Genomic DNA, 14321 nt, shown 5'->3' with positions numbered 1-14321 from the left:
CAACGGCTCCAGCTTCGGGCCCCGACGAGGAACTGACGCACCAGCAGCAGAAGTCACGCAACTACTAACGATCAACTACTGGCGCAGGACACTAGGGCCTCTCGTTTGGATCAGGCCGGGCTCGCGGGCCCCGGCACCGCGCCTCGCCGCGTTGTCGTCGGTCGGCAGGGCTCCACCCTGCCGCCCTCCTCCGCCTTGCGCCGCACGGCACCGGACCCCGCTCCCTGATCCGGCCTGATCCAAACGAAAGACCCTAGCCGGAGGACTGCCTGGGCAGGACGCGTTCCCGGTTCTGGAAGGCGCTCCCGTCCTGCGAGTAGGGGTAGGGCCCGCCCTGTTCGATCAGTTCCAGGGTGTCGTACGTCTGGGAGGGCAGGTCGCCGTAGCAGATGCTGCCGACTGCCGTGGTGGCCGCGCCCGCGGTGGGGGCGGAGACGGTGCCGCCCACGAGGAGGGCGCTCAGGAGGGCGGCTGCGCCGCCGATGCGGGTGATGCGTGGGGGGAATCTCATGGACCTCATGATGACGCGCGTAGAAGATGGCATGTCAATGACAAGGAACAGGATTCTCCCGGCAAGTCCGGTGAGTTTTCGGGAAGTTAACCTGCGGGCCGAGGACGCGGCCGGAGCGACGCGGCCACGGCCCACGGGGGGTCAGGCCGTCTCCGGCAGCTCGTAGGAGCCGTACTCCGGACGGCCCGCCAGGTCGTACGACTGGATGGAGACCCCCGCGGCGGTGATGCGGCCGGCGGTGTGGCGGAAGGCGGTGGGGAGGGCCCCCTCCGCGAAGAGGCGGCGGCCGGCACCGAGGACGACCGGGAAGGTCAGCAGGTGGACGGTGTCGACGAGGTCGAGGGCGAGCAATGAGCGGGCGAGGGCGCCGCTGCCGTGCACCTGGAGTTCGCCGTCGGTGCGCTCCTTGAGGGCGGTGACCTCCTTGGCGAGGTCGCCGGCGATCACGGTCGTGTGGGCCCAGTCGGGGTCGGTGAGGGTGCTGGAGGCGACGTATTTCGGCAGGCCGTTCAGCTTCGAGGCGATCGGGTCGGCCGGATCGGTCACCTTCGGCCAGTAGGAGGCGAAGATGTCGTAGGTGCGGCGGCCGAGGAGGAACGCGCCGACGCGGTCGAAGACCTCGGTGACGAACCGGCCGAAGTCCTCGTCGCCGTACGGGACGCTCCAGCCGCCCTGCTCGAAGCCTCCTGTGATGTCCTCGCTGGGGCCGCCGGGGGCCTGGTAGACGCCGTCGAGGGTGACGAAGGTGGTCAGGACGAGCTTGCCCATGGGGGGTGCCTGCCTTCCGGGTGGTGGGGTCGCTGGACGACATCTGTCATCAGCTCAGACCCCACCGGCGCCCGCAACTCATGGCTTCAGCCCGCGTTGGTCGAGAACAGGCCGCCCGTCGGGCCCTGCTTGTCGCCGCCCTGGGCCTTCTTCAGGGCGTTGGCGAGGCTCTCGATGGTGAGGGACTGGAGGATCACGCTGCCGTTGCCCTCCAGGGTGGCCAAGGACAGGCCCTCGCCGCCGAACACGGCGTTCATCAGGCCCTGGCGGTTGAGGCCGCCGACGCGCTGGACGCCGTACTGGATGCCCTCCTCGAAGGCGACGACGCAGCCGGTGTCGACCTCGATGCGGCCGCCGAAGTCGGCCGGGTTGAGGTCGATGAAGTTGCCCGCCCCGGCGATGATCACCGTGCCGCGGCCGGTGAACTTCTCCAGGACGAAGCCCTCGCCGCCCTTCGTGCCGGTGCGGCCTCCCTGGAAGGCGATGCCGAAGTCGACGGTGGACTCGGCGGCCACGAAGGCGTCCTTCTCGGCGAACCACGCGCGCGTGCCGTCGAGCTCCAGGGCGCGCATCTCGCCGGGGAGCACGCCCGCGAAGCCGACGGTGCCCTCGCCGCCCTGGGCGGTGAAGTACTGGAACGCCAGGGACTCGCCCGCGAGGGCGCGCTGACCGACCTGCATGGCGGTGCCCATGGCCTGGCGCAGCATGCCGCCCATGCCGCTGCCGCCGTTGCCCGAGCCGCCGCCGCTGCTGCTGCCGGACGGGCCGGACAGGCGCGTCTCCATGGTCACGTTCACCGTCTTGAACAGGAACTTCCCGGCCTCGCAGTACACGGTCTGGCCGGGGTTCAGGGTGACGACCGCCATCTGCATGGCGTTGCCGACGATTTCTTGCTGAAGAGTCACGACCGGAGAACGCGGGAGGTGGAGGGAAGAGTTCCGAGGCCGTGAGGTCGACGTCCGTTCGCCGCCAGTGCTTCGGGGCGCCGGCCGCTGGAATGGACCCATGACAACGAACAACGGAACCCTGAACGGCAAGGTGGCCCTGGTGACCGGCGGCAGCCGCGGCATCGGTGCGGCGACGGCTCTGCGGCTGGCCCGGGAGGGCGCGGACGTGGCCCTCACCTACGTGAACGGCAAGGAGGCGGCCGCGGACGTCGTACGCGCCGTCGAGGCCCTCGGACGACGGGCGGTCGCCCTGCGGGCGGACTCCGCTGACGCGGCGGAGGCGGCTGACGCGGTGGGCCTGGCGGCGGAGGCGCTGGGCGGGCTCGACGTGCTCGTGAACAACGCGGGCGTCGGCCTGCTCGGGCCCATGGAGAGCCTGTCGCTCGCCGACGTCGACCGCGTGCTCGCCGTGAACGTCCGGGGCGTTTTCCTGACCTCCCAGGCCGCGGCCGCCCGCATGACGGCCGGCGGCCGGATCATCACCATCGCCAGCTGCATGGTTCAGCGCGTTCCGGGCCCCGGCGGCACGCTCTACGCGATGAGCAAGTCGGCGCTCGTCGGGCTGACGAAGGCGCTGGCCCGGGAGCTGGGGTCACGTGGGATCACGGCGAACGTCGTGCACCCCGGACCGATCGACACGGACATGAACCCCGCCGACGGGCCGTTCGCGGCGGGGCAGGCGGCGATGACGGCGGTGGGGCGGTTCGGGACGCGTGAGGAGGTGGCGGCGACGGTGGCTCATCTGGCGGGGGCGGCCTACGTCACGGGTGCCGAGTTCGCCGTGGACGGGGGGCACGCGGCGTGAGGGTTCGGTAGGGGGTTCGCCCCGCTGCCCCTACCCTTCCCGTCTCCGGGGACTGCCGCCCCCGGACCCCCGCTTCGGCCCTGGACGGGCCTCGTCCTCGAACGCCGGACGGGCTGATCGGTCCCGCACCGGCGTGTGAAGCCGCGGGGCCGTCTCAGCCGCCCAACTCCTGGTGCCGCGCCGAAAGCCGGTTCGCGCCGTACTCCGTCAGGGAGCCGAACAGGCGCAGGCGGGAGATGCCGCCGTCGGGATAGATGTCCACGCGCGCGTGGGTGCCCCCTGCCGGGGTCGGGAGGATGAAGCGGTGGTTGGTGTCGGGCTGGAGGCGGGTGCGGGGGAGGATTTCCTGCCAGTCGCCGTCGTCGCCGTCCTTCACCGACACCGACGCCCAGCCCGCGCTGTTGCCCTTCAGGTACGCGGTGTCGATCTCCAGGGCCCGGATCTGGGACTGTGCGACGAGCCGGTAGCGGATCCAGTCGTTGCCCTGGTCGCGGCGGCGGCGGGTTTCCCAGCCGTCGTCCATCTTGCGGGAGCGGCCCGGCTGGATGGTGTTGGTCGCCGGGGAGTAGAAGAGGTTGGAGGCGTCCTCGACCCGGCCGCCGTTCTCGAGGGCGACGACGTCGAAGGTGCCGAGCACCGCCAGCCACGCGGGATCGGGGACGACCTCGCCGTACACGCGCAGGCGGGCGATGCCGCCGTCGGGGTGCTGGTTGACGCGCAGGTGGGTGAAGCGCTGTTCGACGGAGACCGAGAAGCCGTTCGCCGCGTGGCCGCCGACCCGGGTGCGCGGGACCAGCGTCGTCCACTTCACGTCGTCGCCGAGGAGCTCCTCCGGGGAGGGGGAGCCGGACACCGACGTGCCCTCGATCGACACCGCCTGCGGGTAGTTGCCGCGGAAGTGGGCCGTGTCGACGACGATCCCGCGGATGACGCCGGGCGCGCCGAGGCGGACCAGCGCCCAGTCGTGGTCCTCCGCCGTCGGCCAGGGATGCTCGGCCGAGACGCCCCGGCGGCGGCGCGTCTCCCAGCCGTCCATGATCTTGCCCTTGTGCCCGAAGTGCTCGGGGTCGAACTCGGCCCTCCCGGGCAGCAGCAGATTCTCGCGCTGGGCGAAGAACTCGTCGTTGGCGGCGATCACAGCGGCGCCGAGCTGCCGGTCGGCGAGGTTGGCGTGGTGGGTGAAGGGGAAGTCGGCGGTGCGGTGGTCCGCGTAGGGGTCGCCGCCTCCGTAGGGGCTCGCGTCGCCGGTGAAACGAGGTATCGCCGTCACAGTGATCAGGGCTGCCTTTCGGAAGTCGGCCGGTGCGGGCGCGGGTGCACGCGGGTCAGTGGGGCCTGGTGAGCAGTCGTCCCTTCGGCGCGCTGAACTCGCCGTCGGCGACGATGCGTTCGCCGCGCAGCCAGGTGGACTTCACGACGCCGTGCAGGGTCCGGCCCGCGTACGCCGTGACGCGGTTGCGGTGCTGGAGGGCCGCCGGGTCCACGGTGAAGGTCTCGTCGGGGGCGAGGACGGCGAAGTCGGCGTCGTGGCCCGGCGCGATGGCGCCCTTGCGCGCGTCGAGTCCCACGAGCCGGGCCGTGCGCGTCGACATCCAGCGGACCACGTCCTCCAGGCCGTGGCCCCGCCGGCGTGCCTCGGTCCACACCGCCGCCAGGCTGAGCTGGAGGCCCGAGATGCCGCCCCAGGCCGTCGCGAAGTCGTCGGTCTTGAGGTCGGCCGTCGACGGGGAGTGGTCGGTGACCACACAGTCGATGGTGCCGTCCGCGAGGGCCTGCCAGAGAAGGTCCTGGTTGGCGGCCTCGCGGATGGGCGGGCAGCACTTGAACTCGCTGGCGCCGTCCGGGACTTCCTCGGCGGTGAGGGTCAGGTAGTGGGGGCAGGTCTCGACCGTGATGCGGACGCCCTCCGCCTTGGCGGCGGAGATCAGCGGCAGCGCGTCGCTGGAGGACAGATGCAGGACGTGCACGCGCGCGTGGAGGCGTTTCGCCTGTGCGATGAGCCCCTCGATGGCGGAGTCCTCGGCTTGGCGCGGGCGGCTGGCGAGGAAGTCGGCGTACTTGGGGCCGCCCTGCTGCGGGGCGGCGTCGAGGTGGTGGGGGTCCTCGGCGTGCACGATCAGCAGACCGTCGAAGCCGGCGATCTCAGCGAGGCACTGGGCGAGCGGGTCCTGGGAGAGGTGCGGGAACTCGTCCACGCCGGACGGCGACAGGAACGCCTTGAAGCCGAAGACCCCGGCGTCGTGCAGCGGGCGCAGGTCCTTGACGTTGTCGGGCAGCGCGCCGCCCCAGAAGCCGACGTCGATGTGCGCCTTGGTGGCGGCGACCTCCTGCTTCGTACGGAGGTGGGCGACCGTGGTCGTCGGCGGGAGGGAGTTGAGCGGCATGTCGACGAGGGTGGTGATGCCGCCGGCCGCGGCCGCGCGGGTGGCGGTCCAGAAGCCCTCCCACTCGGTGCGGCCCGGGTCGTTGACGTGGACGTGGGTGTCGACCAGGCCGGGCAGCAGGACGTCGTCGCCGAAGTCCTCCAGGCGGGCACCCTCCGGCACGGGCGCGTCGTGGGGCAGTACGGCCGTGATCCGGCCGTCGGACACGGCGACCGAGGCGGCGCGCGTCCCTTCGGGAGTGATGACGCGCGTCGAACGCAGCACCAGTTCAGCGTCGGACACCCGGGCCCCTCTCTGCCGCCGTAACTTCCGCGTAACGGAATTCAACTTTCTGTTGAAGGAGTCTTCACTCCCGCCCACGCGCCGTCAAGGGCACACTTCTCCACAGTGCACCTCCTGCGCCCCTCCTGTAGCTTTCCACAAGACGGAAGAGGAATTCCGGCACGCAGAACGTAGCCACGCACAAGCGGGGAGTCAACCGACTGCCGGGTAGGCTTCAGCCTCCTGCCAGTCCCGAAAGGAACGCGCCGTGCCGACGTCCAGCGCCAGCACCACCGACTCCGCCAGGTCCGCCGGTGGCGGGGTCCAGTCCCTCGAGCGCGCCTTCGACCTGCTCGAGCGGATGGCGGATGCGGGCGGCGAGGTGGGGCTGAGCGAACTCTCGGTGAGCAGCGGGCTCCCCCTGCCCACCATCCACCGCCTGATGCGCACCCTCGTGGCCTGCGGTTACGTCCGCCAGCAGCCCAACCGCCGGTATGCGCTCGGCCCGCGCCTGATCCGTCTCGGGGAGTCCGCCTCCCGGCTGCTCGGCACCTGGGCCCGCCCCTTCCTCGCCCGCCTGGTCGACGAGACCGGTGAGACGGCGAACATGGCGCTGCTCGACGGGGACGAGATCGTGTACGTGGCGCAGGTGCCGTCGAAGCACTCGATGCGCATGTTCACCGAGGTCGGCCGGCGTGTCCTGCCGCACTCCACGGGCGTCGGCAAGGCACTGCTCGCGGGCTTCCCGGACGACGAGGTGCGCGCCCTGCTGGGCCGCACCGGCATGCCCGCCGCGACGGAGAAGACCATCACCACTCCGGACGGTTTCCTGGCCGCGCTCCAGGACGTGCGGCGCCTCGGCTACGCGGTGGACGACAACGAGCAGGAGATCGGCGTGCGCTGCCTGGCGGTCTCCGTTCCCGACTCCCCCACCGCCGCGGCCATCTCCATCTCCGGCCCGGCGGGCCGGGTCACGGAGACGGCGACGGACCGCATCGTGCCGGTGCTGCAGCAGGTGGCGGTGGAACTCTCGGACGCGCTGGCGAACACGACGCCGCCCGCGTGACGCCTCTCCGGCGGACCGGGTCGCTCGCTGCCTGAGGTGGACGAGCGCCACGGACACCGGCACGCGCGCGCCGTCGTCGAGCTGCGCCGTGAACGCCGGCCGCTCGTCCACCCGGCGACGCCCCGGAAGCCGACGCTCACCGTCCCCCGTCCCCCGGCCGCCACCCGCGCCCGCGTCGCACCCCGCGACCGCACGGCCCAGCCGCCGCCCGTCCGCCGGGCCGAGACCGTCACGTACCGCGGCGCCGCACCGAAGTTGCAGACGCCGACCGCCATGTCCGGCGGTACGTCCGCCACCGGCCGGCGAGCCGGCGCCTGCTGCTCGGCCGACGCTCCAGGGGTCCGCGGGCAGGTCTGCGGCGCCGAGCCGTTCGGCCCTTCTCCGGGGGCGGGGCGGGCGGGTGGCTCGTAGCCTGTGGCCAGAGACCGGCTACGGAGCGAGGTGGACCCATGTTGCAGGAGAGCAAGACGTGGTCCTCGGGAAACTGGCACGTCAAGGTGGGGCAGGGCGAGGAGTTCGTCGAGCGCTGGCAGGAGTTCCTGACCTGGACCAAGGAGAACCACGACGGATTCCTCGGCGCCCGCCTGATCCGCAACCTCGGCAGCCCCGCCTCCTTCGTGTCGTTCGCCGCCTGGGAGGACCTCCAGTCGATGCGCGCCTGGCAGAACTCCCCCGGGTTCACCGAGCGGCTCGACGCCTGCCGCGCCCTGTGTGAGGACATGCACAGCGGCGGCTACGAGCTGGCCTGCGCCGTCTGAACGCCCGGCCGGCCGCTCAACGGCGCGGCGGCTCCCCGAACAGCTCCACCGCGCTGCGCACGTTCCCGAGGCTCGTCGACAGCGCGCTCACCGAGCCGATCGCGCCGGCGATCAGGAGCAAGGAGCGGCGCAGCCGGGGGATCTCCGGGTTGCCGTGGGTCGCCATCGCGGCGAGGGCGGCGAGCTCGTCCTCCGCTATGGCCCGGTCGGGGAAGTCGGCGGGATGTGCGGCGAGTTCACGGCGCAGGCGGGACACGGCGGTCCGCAGTCCTGTCACCCTCGGATCCTCGTCGCTGCCGGTCACTGGTCTCTGTCCCAAGCTCCGCAACACAGCTCTCCCCCCAGGAAACGCCGTCGTGCACATGCCTCGTGATCCCCGCCCCCGCTTCCGCCGACCACCCCGTGGCGTCGGTCGGGCACCGGGGGACGCGGGTCAGTAAACGCCACCCGGGCCGGGTGCGCCACCGCGCGGACCGAAATTCAGCCCGCGGAAACCGTGCGGTCGCCGCAGGGTCAGGTATGCAGGACGCATGACGCAAAAGGAAGACCCGGTCGCCGGGTTGGTCGTCGGTCTGGTCCTCGCCGCGGGCGGCGGGCGACGGCTCGGCGGGCGGCCCAAGGCGCTCCTCGGGCATCGGGGGCGGCCGCTCGTCGAGTACGCGGTGGGGGTGCTGCGTACGGCCGGCTGTGCCCGCGTGCACGTGGTCCTGGGTGCGGCCGCGGATGTCGTACGGGAGCGGGCGGCGCTCGACGGGTGCGTGCTCGTGGAGAACCCGGAGTGGGAGCGGGGCATGGGGTCGTCGCTGCGGGCCGGGCTCGCGTCGCTCGCCGGGACGGGCGCGCGGGCGGCGCTGGTCTCGCTCGTCGACCAGCCGGGCATCGGTCCGGAGGCGGTGGCCCGGGTGGTGGCCGCGTACCGGGACGACAGGTCACTGGTCTCGGCCGGGTACGACGGAGTGCGCGGGCATCCCGTGCTGTTGGGTGCCACCCACTGGGCGGGCGTCGCCGCGACGGCGACCGGCGACCGGGGGGCACGCGCCTATCTGAAGGCCCATGAGGACGCGATCACGCTTGTCGAGTGCGGGGACGTGGCGCGCCCCTACGACATCGACACGGAGGCCGATCTCGCCCACCTCGAGTGAGCGGCCCGGCACTGAGCACCACCCTTCCTCGACCCGAAGGATCTTGACATCAACAAAAGATTGAACTTCCACCATGAGGAAACTACTATCCACTGTTCAGAAGCACCCGAGGGCTCCGCGGGCGCTTCCCGCACCACCCGGGTCGACCGGCACCCGATGCCAAAGCTCGCACGCAGCTCGCTGAAGGAAGTGACAGCTCATGTCCGCACCAGCGCCGTCCCCGCTGGCCATCGTCGACGCCGAGCCCCTGCCGCGACAGGAGGAGGTCCTCACCGAAGCGGCCCTCGCCTTCGTGGCCGAGTTGCACCGGCGGTTCACACCGCGCCGTGACGAGCTCCTCGCCCGCCGCGCGGAGCGCCGCGCCGAGATCGCCCGTACGTCCACGCTCGACTTCCTGCCGGAGACCGCCGCGATCCGCGCCGACGACTCCTGGAAGGTGGCCCCCTCCCCCGCGGCCCTCGACGACCGCCGGGTGGAGATCACCGGCCCCACCGACCGCAAGATGACCATCAACGCCCTCAACTCGGGCGCCAAGGTGTGGCTCGCGGACTTCGAGGACGCCTCCGCGCCGACATGGGAGAACGTGGTCCTCGGTCAGCTCAACCTGATCGACGCCTACACCCGGAACATCGACTTCACCGACCCCAAGTCCGGCAAGTCGTACGCTCTGCGCCCCGACGACGAGCTCGCCACCGTTGTCATGCGACCGCGCGGCTGGCACCTCAACGAGCGGCATCTGGTCGACGCGGACGGCGCCCAGGTCCCCGGCGCCCTCGTCGACTTCGGCCTGTACTTCTTCCACAACGCCAAACGTCTGCTCGACCTCGGCAAGGGCCCGTACTTCTACCTCCCGAAGACCGAGTCGCACCTCGAAGCCCGCCTGTGGAACGAGGTGTTCGTCTTCGCGCAGGACCACCTCGGCATCCCGCAGGGCACCGTCCGCGCCACCGTGCTCATCGAGACCATCACGGCCGCGTACGAGATGGAGGAGATCCTCTACGAACTCCGCGACCACGCTTCGGGGTTGAACGCGGGCCGCTGGGACTACCTGTTCTCCATCGTCAAGAACTTCCGTGACGGCGGAGCCAGGTTCGTCCTGCCGGACCGCAACGCGGTCACGATGACCGCCCCGTTCATGCGGGCGTACACCGAACTCCTCGTCCGTACCTGCCACAAGCGCGGCGCGCACGCGATCGGCGGCATGGCCGCGTTCATCCCCTCACGCCGGGACGCGGAGGTCAACAAGGTCGCCTTCGAGAAGGTCCGCGCCGACAAGGACCGCGAGGCGAACGACGGTTTCGACGGCTCCTGGGTCGCCCACCCCGACCTGGTCCCGATCGCCATGGAGTCCTTCGACCGGGTCCTCGGCGACAAGCCGAACCAGAAGGACCGGCTGCGCGAGGACGTCGACGTCAAGGCCGCCGACCTGATCGCCGTCGACTCCCTGGACGCCAGGCCGACGTACAACGGGCTCGTCAACGCCGTACAGGTCGGCATCCGTTACATCGAGGCCTGGCTGCGCGGCCTGGGCGCCGTCGCGATCTTCAACCTGATGGAGGACGCGGCCACCGCCGAGATCTCCCGCTCGCAGATCTGGCAGTGGATCAACGCGGGCGTGGAGTTCGAGGACGCCACCGGCACCACGGTGAGGGCCACGCCCGAGCTGGCCCGCCAGGTCGCCGCCGAGGAGCTGGCGAACATCAGGGCGGAGACCGGCGAGGAGGCCTTCGCGGCCGGCCACTGGCAGCAGGCCCACGACCTGCTGCTGCAGGTCTCCCTCGACGAGGACTACGCGGACTTCCTCACACTGCCCGCGTACGAGCAACTGCGCGGCTGAGCCCTCCCTCACCTGTCCGAGTGGCCCAGGGACTTCCCCGGGGCCACTCGGTCGCGTACGAGCTTCTTCACCGCCGTCGGCTCAGGGAACCCCTGCTCCCGCCGGTCCCAGACGACCTCGTCGTTCACGCGGACGACGAAGACCCCGCCCCGGCCCGGCTTGAGGGCCAGGTCCGTCAGCTCGGCCTCGAAGGTCGTGAGGAGTTCCTGGGCGAGCCAGGCGGCGCGGGGCAGCCAGCGGCACTGGGTGCAGTACTCGATCTCCACGCGCTGGACGTCCGTCATCCGAGGTGCACCGACCAATCCTGTTCCGCCGCCGGCTTGCCGTGCAGGTCGGGGACCCGTTTCAGCCACTTCGGGCGGCCCTGCTGGGTCTTCGCCGCGCGCAGGGCCTCCTCGGCGGCGAGTTCCTCCCCGGTGGGGAAGTCCGTGGGGAGCCACTGCTCGGACGCCCGCACGCGGGCGTGGAGGTAGTCGACATACGCGCTGCGGGCCTCGTCCGGGGTCGCGAAGCCGGGCTCGTCGGCCAGCCAGGCGTCCGGGACCTCGGCCACGATCGACCGCAGCAGCTCCTCGGTCGCCTTCGGCGCCAGCTCGGCGTCGGCAGCGCGCACGTCGGGCGCGTAGTGGCCCAGGGCGTGATGGCGGAAGTCGTACGCCTTCGCCGGGTCGGAGGCGTCCCAGCGGTGGTGGAAGACCAGGGCGGCGCCGTGGTCGATCAGCCACAGGCGCGGCGGCACGGTCCCGAACGTCGGCCAGATCATCAGGTTGGAGCTGTGGACCGTACGGTCGACGTTCACGGTCAGGGCGTCCAACCAGACGACCCTGCCCGCCTCCAGCGGGTCCACCCGAAACGTCTTCGCGACCTCCGGAGTGAAGTCCTTCGCGCCCGGCAGGTAGTCCATGCCGAGGTTGACTCCGGCGCTCGCCCCGTGGAGTTCCCGAACCTCCTGGTGGGGCTCGCTGTCGGCGATCGCCGGGTCGAAGTGCACGAGAACCAGCTCGGGAAACCGCAGCCCGAGGGCGCGTGCCAGCTCTCCGACGATCACCTCGGCGACCAGCGCCTTGCGGCCCTGCGCGGAGCCGGTGAACTTCACGACGTACGTGCCCAGGTCGTCGGCCTCGACGACTCCGGGGACGGAGCCGCCGGAGCGCAGGGGGGCGACGTAGCGGGTGGCGGTGATCTCCCTCAGCATCCAAGGCTCCAGGGCTCATTGGCCTTACATTTCACGGCTAGCTCCAACGCGCTGCCATCCAGGCAAACCTCGCCGATCAGCCTGCGGGAGAATCGGAGAAGTGTGGGCTGACATCCTCGTCTCCCTCTCCCCAGCAGTCCGTCAACGGCTGTGCTCCCTTGCTTCCGGCCTCCGGCATGAAGTGAACATCGTAACCAAGCGTGACAGCCGGGGAGGAGTGCCCGAGCGCCACCACGGGACTCCAGTCTTCACAGCCGCGACTTCCGGCTCACCCTCATCCTCGACACCGCGGCCGGCCTGCTCCGCATCGCCGTCACCGATGCCCGGGGCGAGCGCCTCCCGTCGCCGCCTGCGGACTGCGGAACGTGCCTGGACGCCGAATCCGGCCGCGGCCTGCTCCTGGTCGCCGCCCTCGCCGACCGCTGAGGCGTCGAGCCGTATCCGCCCGGCGGCAAGACGATCTGGGCCGAATGCGCCTGCCAGACCCCCGGCCCGGACACGCACAGCGGGCGGATCTGACCGCGACGGCTGGGCGCGGTTCACCCGGTACGCGGCAGGCGGCTGAGCACAACCCTCCGCCATGGCCGATGAGTTCAGGCCAGACGCCCGGGTGAGCCGCCGCCGCGCTTGAATCGGTTCGACGAAGCACTGGAAGGTGCTGCCAGTGATCCCGCAGTCGATGGGGCGGACCGCAACGGCTCCGAACCTGGACAGGTAGCAACTGTCGGGAAAGCGTGCCAGAACCGGCAGCCTGAGTGGGAAACTCAGTTGGGACGTAACGATCTAAGGAGCTCGACGCATGTCAACAGGTGCCCACGACGGACCGGTTCCGGCAGAAGACGGACGTGGGCAGCGAGTCCTCGACCTCCTGGACAAGGCAATCGACAGCCAGAGCCAACTGGTACGCAAGAACATCGCCCGGGCTCGCCAGCGGAACCCGGAGGCGACACCAGCACAGGTGATCCGCAATCTGGAGCGGATGTACGTCAGCGCCTTGACCGGGACGGGTGCTGCGGTTGGAGGAACCGCAGCCGCGCCCGGCGTCGGCACCGGAGTCGCACTGGCACTGTCGGCAGGCGAGGCTCTCTCGTCTCTTGAACTGAGCGCCCTGTTCGCGCTCTCGCTCGCCGAAGTCCACGGAGTCCCCATCGACGAGGTCGAGCGCCGCCGAACGATCGTGATGGGAATCATGCTCGGCGGGAGCGGCTCCGCCACCATTACCAAGGTCGCCGAGCGTACGGGGCAACACTGGGGACGTCAGGTTGTCGCCAAGGTGCCCGTCGAGACGTTGCGTCAGATCAACAAGATCTTGGGGAGGAACTTCGTCACCAAGTACGGGACCAAGCAGGGAATCATCGTTCTCGGTCGAGTGGCACCGTTCGGTATCGGCGCGGTGATCGGTGGCGGCGCCAACGCTGCCATGGCCACTCTGGCTGTAAGGGCCGGTCGTCGCGCATTTGGCCCACCCTCGACGTCGTGGCACGACTGACTCGCAGCACACAGCCGAAGTCCGTCTCGCCTGACTGATCTTCAGCGTACTGAAGGGCGTGGAGCACCCCGCCTCCGCCACCGCGGTCGTTCACCGCCCTGCGCGGCCGCTGGACGGGACGGGGCATAACTCTCGGTCATCAGACAGCGACCACGTGCACGTCCGTCGACGCCAGGACCGTCAGGTAGGCGTGGATGTCCCCCGGGTCGGTAGTGAAGATCACTGCGCTGCCGTGCCGGGCCGCCGCCAGTGTCACCCAGGCGTCCACGGCGTCCGGCCGCTTCTTCGCCGGGAGGGCCGCCCGTCCCAGAGCGGTGCCGATGCGCCGCCAGTCGGCGAGGTCCGGGCCCGTCGCGCAGGCCAGACACTCCGGGCGGCCCGCCTTCGTCTCGCGCATGGGCGGCTCGGACGTACGGGCCTGAGGGACCGTGCAGTCCTTCAGGACGCCGGACAGGGCGTGCACCAGCGCCGGCTGGGGGCGCCACACCTGGGCGAGGACCGGTCCGGGCACCAGCGCCCGGTGCGGGACCGTGCGCAGTCCCTCGTGGAGAGCCACCGCCTTCGCCTTGCGGTCGGCGAGTGCGATGAGCATGCCGGTGTCGTAGACCGGCACCCGTGCGCTCACGCGACGTGTCCCGGACGGCGGCCTTGCCGGTCCCGGCCCTGGACGAGACCCAGGGCCTCCTCCACCTCGCGGCGTTCCTGCTCCGTCAGTTCGGCGGCCGGTTCCGGGACGGGTTCGGCGGGCAGCCCGTCCGCTGCCCCCTCCGCTCGGGCGATGAGTGCGTCCACCTCTGCGAACTGTTCCTCTATGGCATCGCTCTCAGCCATCTGGCGCGTCGCGGCATGCACCAGGTACGCCGAGACGTCCATACCCGCCCGTTCCGCGTGCTGCCTGATGCGTTCGGCCTGGTCTTGCTCCAAGCTGATGCTGATCCGCGTCTTTGCCACAAAGGCATCGTAATACGCGTATGACGACGGTGCGAGGGCGGTCGAGGTGGGCAACCGGGCACGCCCTCTCACGAAGCGCGGGGGCGTCGATGTCGTCGACGGTTACGTGGGGGCGACCTTGCACTGGGGTCCGGAGCCGCCCAGCGGACCGGGCCGAGGGTGACGTTGCCCTGCAGTGACCCAGCGTGACAGCCGGCGAGGAGTGAC

Annotated in this window: 16 protein-coding genes and 1 pseudogene; 7 read left to right on the top strand and 10 right to left on the bottom strand. The window is 71.0% G+C overall.

Going from position 1 to position 14321, the window contains the following annotated elements:
• Window positions 1–256: 256 nt before the first annotated feature.
• From AC067M_RS34305 to AC067M_RS34295, 3 genes and pseudogenes are all read right to left on the bottom strand, one after another.
• A pseudogene (locus tag AC067M_RS34305) lies at window positions 257–511 on the bottom strand (ribonuclease domain-containing protein); the annotation flags it as partial.
• A gap of 141 nt (window positions 512–652) precedes the next feature.
• Window positions 653–1279, bottom strand: coding sequence for a dihydrofolate reductase family protein (locus AC067M_RS34300; RefSeq protein ID WP_478700933.1), 627 nt, complete (start codon window positions 1277–1279; stop codon window positions 653–655).
• 86 nt (window positions 1280–1365) lie between these two features.
• On the bottom strand, window positions 1366–2184 hold the full coding sequence (locus AC067M_RS34295; protein ID WP_478700932.1) for an AIM24 family protein: 819 nt from the start codon (window positions 2182–2184) through the stop codon (window positions 1366–1368).
• 100 nt (window positions 2185–2284) lie between these two features.
• On the opposite strand from AC067M_RS34295, the gene AC067M_RS34290 reads away from it, so the two are divergent.
• Window positions 2285–3031: an SDR family oxidoreductase gene (locus tag AC067M_RS34290; RefSeq protein WP_478700931.1), complete on the top strand. Its 747-nt coding sequence runs from the start codon at window positions 2285–2287 to the stop codon at window positions 3029–3031.
• A 154-nt stretch (window positions 3032–3185) separates the two neighbouring features.
• Here the strand turns inward: AC067M_RS34290 and alc are convergent, their stop codons facing one another.
• Together alc and allB are read right to left on the bottom strand one after the other, a co-directional pair.
• Window positions 3186–4301, bottom strand: coding sequence for an allantoicase (gene alc, locus AC067M_RS34285; RefSeq protein WP_478700930.1), 1116 nt, complete (start codon window positions 4299–4301; stop codon window positions 3186–3188).
• A gap of 55 nt (window positions 4302–4356) precedes the next feature.
• Entirely contained in the window at window positions 4357–5697 is a 1341-nt protein-coding gene (gene allB / locus AC067M_RS34280; RefSeq protein WP_478700929.1) for an allantoinase AllB, read from the bottom strand.
• A 247-nt stretch (window positions 5698–5944) separates the two neighbouring features.
• Here allB and AC067M_RS34275 point away from each other — a divergent pair, with 247 nt between their 5' ends.
• Genes AC067M_RS34275 through AC067M_RS34265 form a run of 3 tightly spaced genes read left to right on the top strand, consistent with a single transcriptional unit; the run spans window position 5945 to window position 7500 of the window.
• On the top strand, window positions 5945–6742 hold the full coding sequence (locus AC067M_RS34275; protein WP_478700928.1) for an IclR family transcriptional regulator: 798 nt from the start codon (window positions 5945–5947) through the stop codon (window positions 6740–6742).
• Between the two features lie 36 nt (window positions 6743–6778).
• Window positions 6779–7153 carry a hypothetical protein gene (locus AC067M_RS34270; RefSeq protein ID WP_478700927.1) on the top strand — a complete coding sequence of 125 codons (375 nt, stop codon included), beginning with the start codon at window positions 6779–6781 and terminating at the stop codon, window positions 7151–7153.
• A 38-nt stretch (window positions 7154–7191) separates the two neighbouring features.
• Window positions 7192–7500 (top strand): antibiotic biosynthesis monooxygenase family protein, encoded by a 309-nt coding sequence (locus tag AC067M_RS34265; protein WP_478700926.1) that lies wholly within the window; start codon window positions 7192–7194, stop codon window positions 7498–7500.
• A gap of 16 nt (window positions 7501–7516) precedes the next feature.
• Here AC067M_RS34265 and AC067M_RS34260 read toward each other — a convergent pair whose 3' ends face one another.
• Window positions 7517–7831: a DUF5955 family protein gene (locus AC067M_RS34260; RefSeq protein WP_478700925.1), complete on the bottom strand. Its 315-nt coding sequence runs from the start codon at window positions 7829–7831 to the stop codon at window positions 7517–7519.
• 199 nt (window positions 7832–8030) lie between these two features.
• On the opposite strand from AC067M_RS34260, the gene AC067M_RS34255 reads away from it, so the two are divergent.
• Both AC067M_RS34255 and aceB read left to right on the top strand, forming a co-directional pair.
• Entirely contained in the window at window positions 8031–8642 is a 612-nt protein-coding gene (locus AC067M_RS34255; RefSeq protein WP_478700924.1) for a nucleotidyltransferase family protein, read from the top strand.
• Between the two features lie 199 nt (window positions 8643–8841).
• Window positions 8842–10479, top strand: coding sequence for a malate synthase A (gene aceB / locus AC067M_RS34250; protein ID WP_478700923.1), 1638 nt, complete (start codon window positions 8842–8844; stop codon window positions 10477–10479).
• Between the two features lie 8 nt (window positions 10480–10487).
• Here aceB and AC067M_RS34245 read toward each other — a convergent pair whose 3' ends face one another.
• Both AC067M_RS34245 and AC067M_RS34240 read right to left on the bottom strand, forming a co-directional pair.
• Window positions 10488–10763, bottom strand: coding sequence for an Rdx family protein (locus AC067M_RS34245; RefSeq protein WP_478700922.1), 276 nt, complete (start codon window positions 10761–10763; stop codon window positions 10488–10490).
• The gene (locus AC067M_RS34240; protein WP_478700921.1) at window positions 10760–11674 is read right to left on the bottom strand and encodes a HipA family kinase; all 915 of its coding nucleotides are present in this window, start codon (window positions 11672–11674) and stop codon (window positions 10760–10762) included. The genes AC067M_RS34245 and AC067M_RS34240 overlap by 4 nt, the downstream gene beginning before the upstream one ends.
• 799 nt (window positions 11675–12473) lie before the next feature.
• Here AC067M_RS34240 and AC067M_RS34235 point away from each other — a divergent pair.
• Entirely contained in the window at window positions 12474–13163 is a 690-nt protein-coding gene (locus tag AC067M_RS34235; protein ID WP_478700920.1) for a hypothetical protein, read from the top strand.
• A gap of 139 nt (window positions 13164–13302) precedes the next feature.
• Here the strand turns inward: AC067M_RS34235 and AC067M_RS34230 are convergent, their stop codons facing one another.
• Both AC067M_RS34230 and AC067M_RS34225 read right to left on the bottom strand, forming a co-directional pair.
• The gene (locus tag AC067M_RS34230) at window positions 13303–13788 is read right to left on the bottom strand and encodes a hypothetical protein (protein WP_478700919.1); all 486 of its coding nucleotides are present in this window, start codon (window positions 13786–13788) and stop codon (window positions 13303–13305) included.
• Window positions 13785–14114, bottom strand: coding sequence for a plasmid mobilization protein (locus AC067M_RS34225; protein ID WP_478700918.1), 330 nt, complete (start codon window positions 14112–14114; stop codon window positions 13785–13787). The genes AC067M_RS34230 and AC067M_RS34225 overlap by 4 nt, the downstream gene beginning before the upstream one ends.
• Between the last annotated feature and the right edge of the window lie 207 nt (window positions 14115–14321).

This window comes from Streptomyces sp. NPDC043427 (assembly GCF_056436655.1).
The sequence above is the reverse complement of the archived record's forward strand: the minus strand, read 5'-3'. Positions and strand labels throughout refer to the sequence as shown.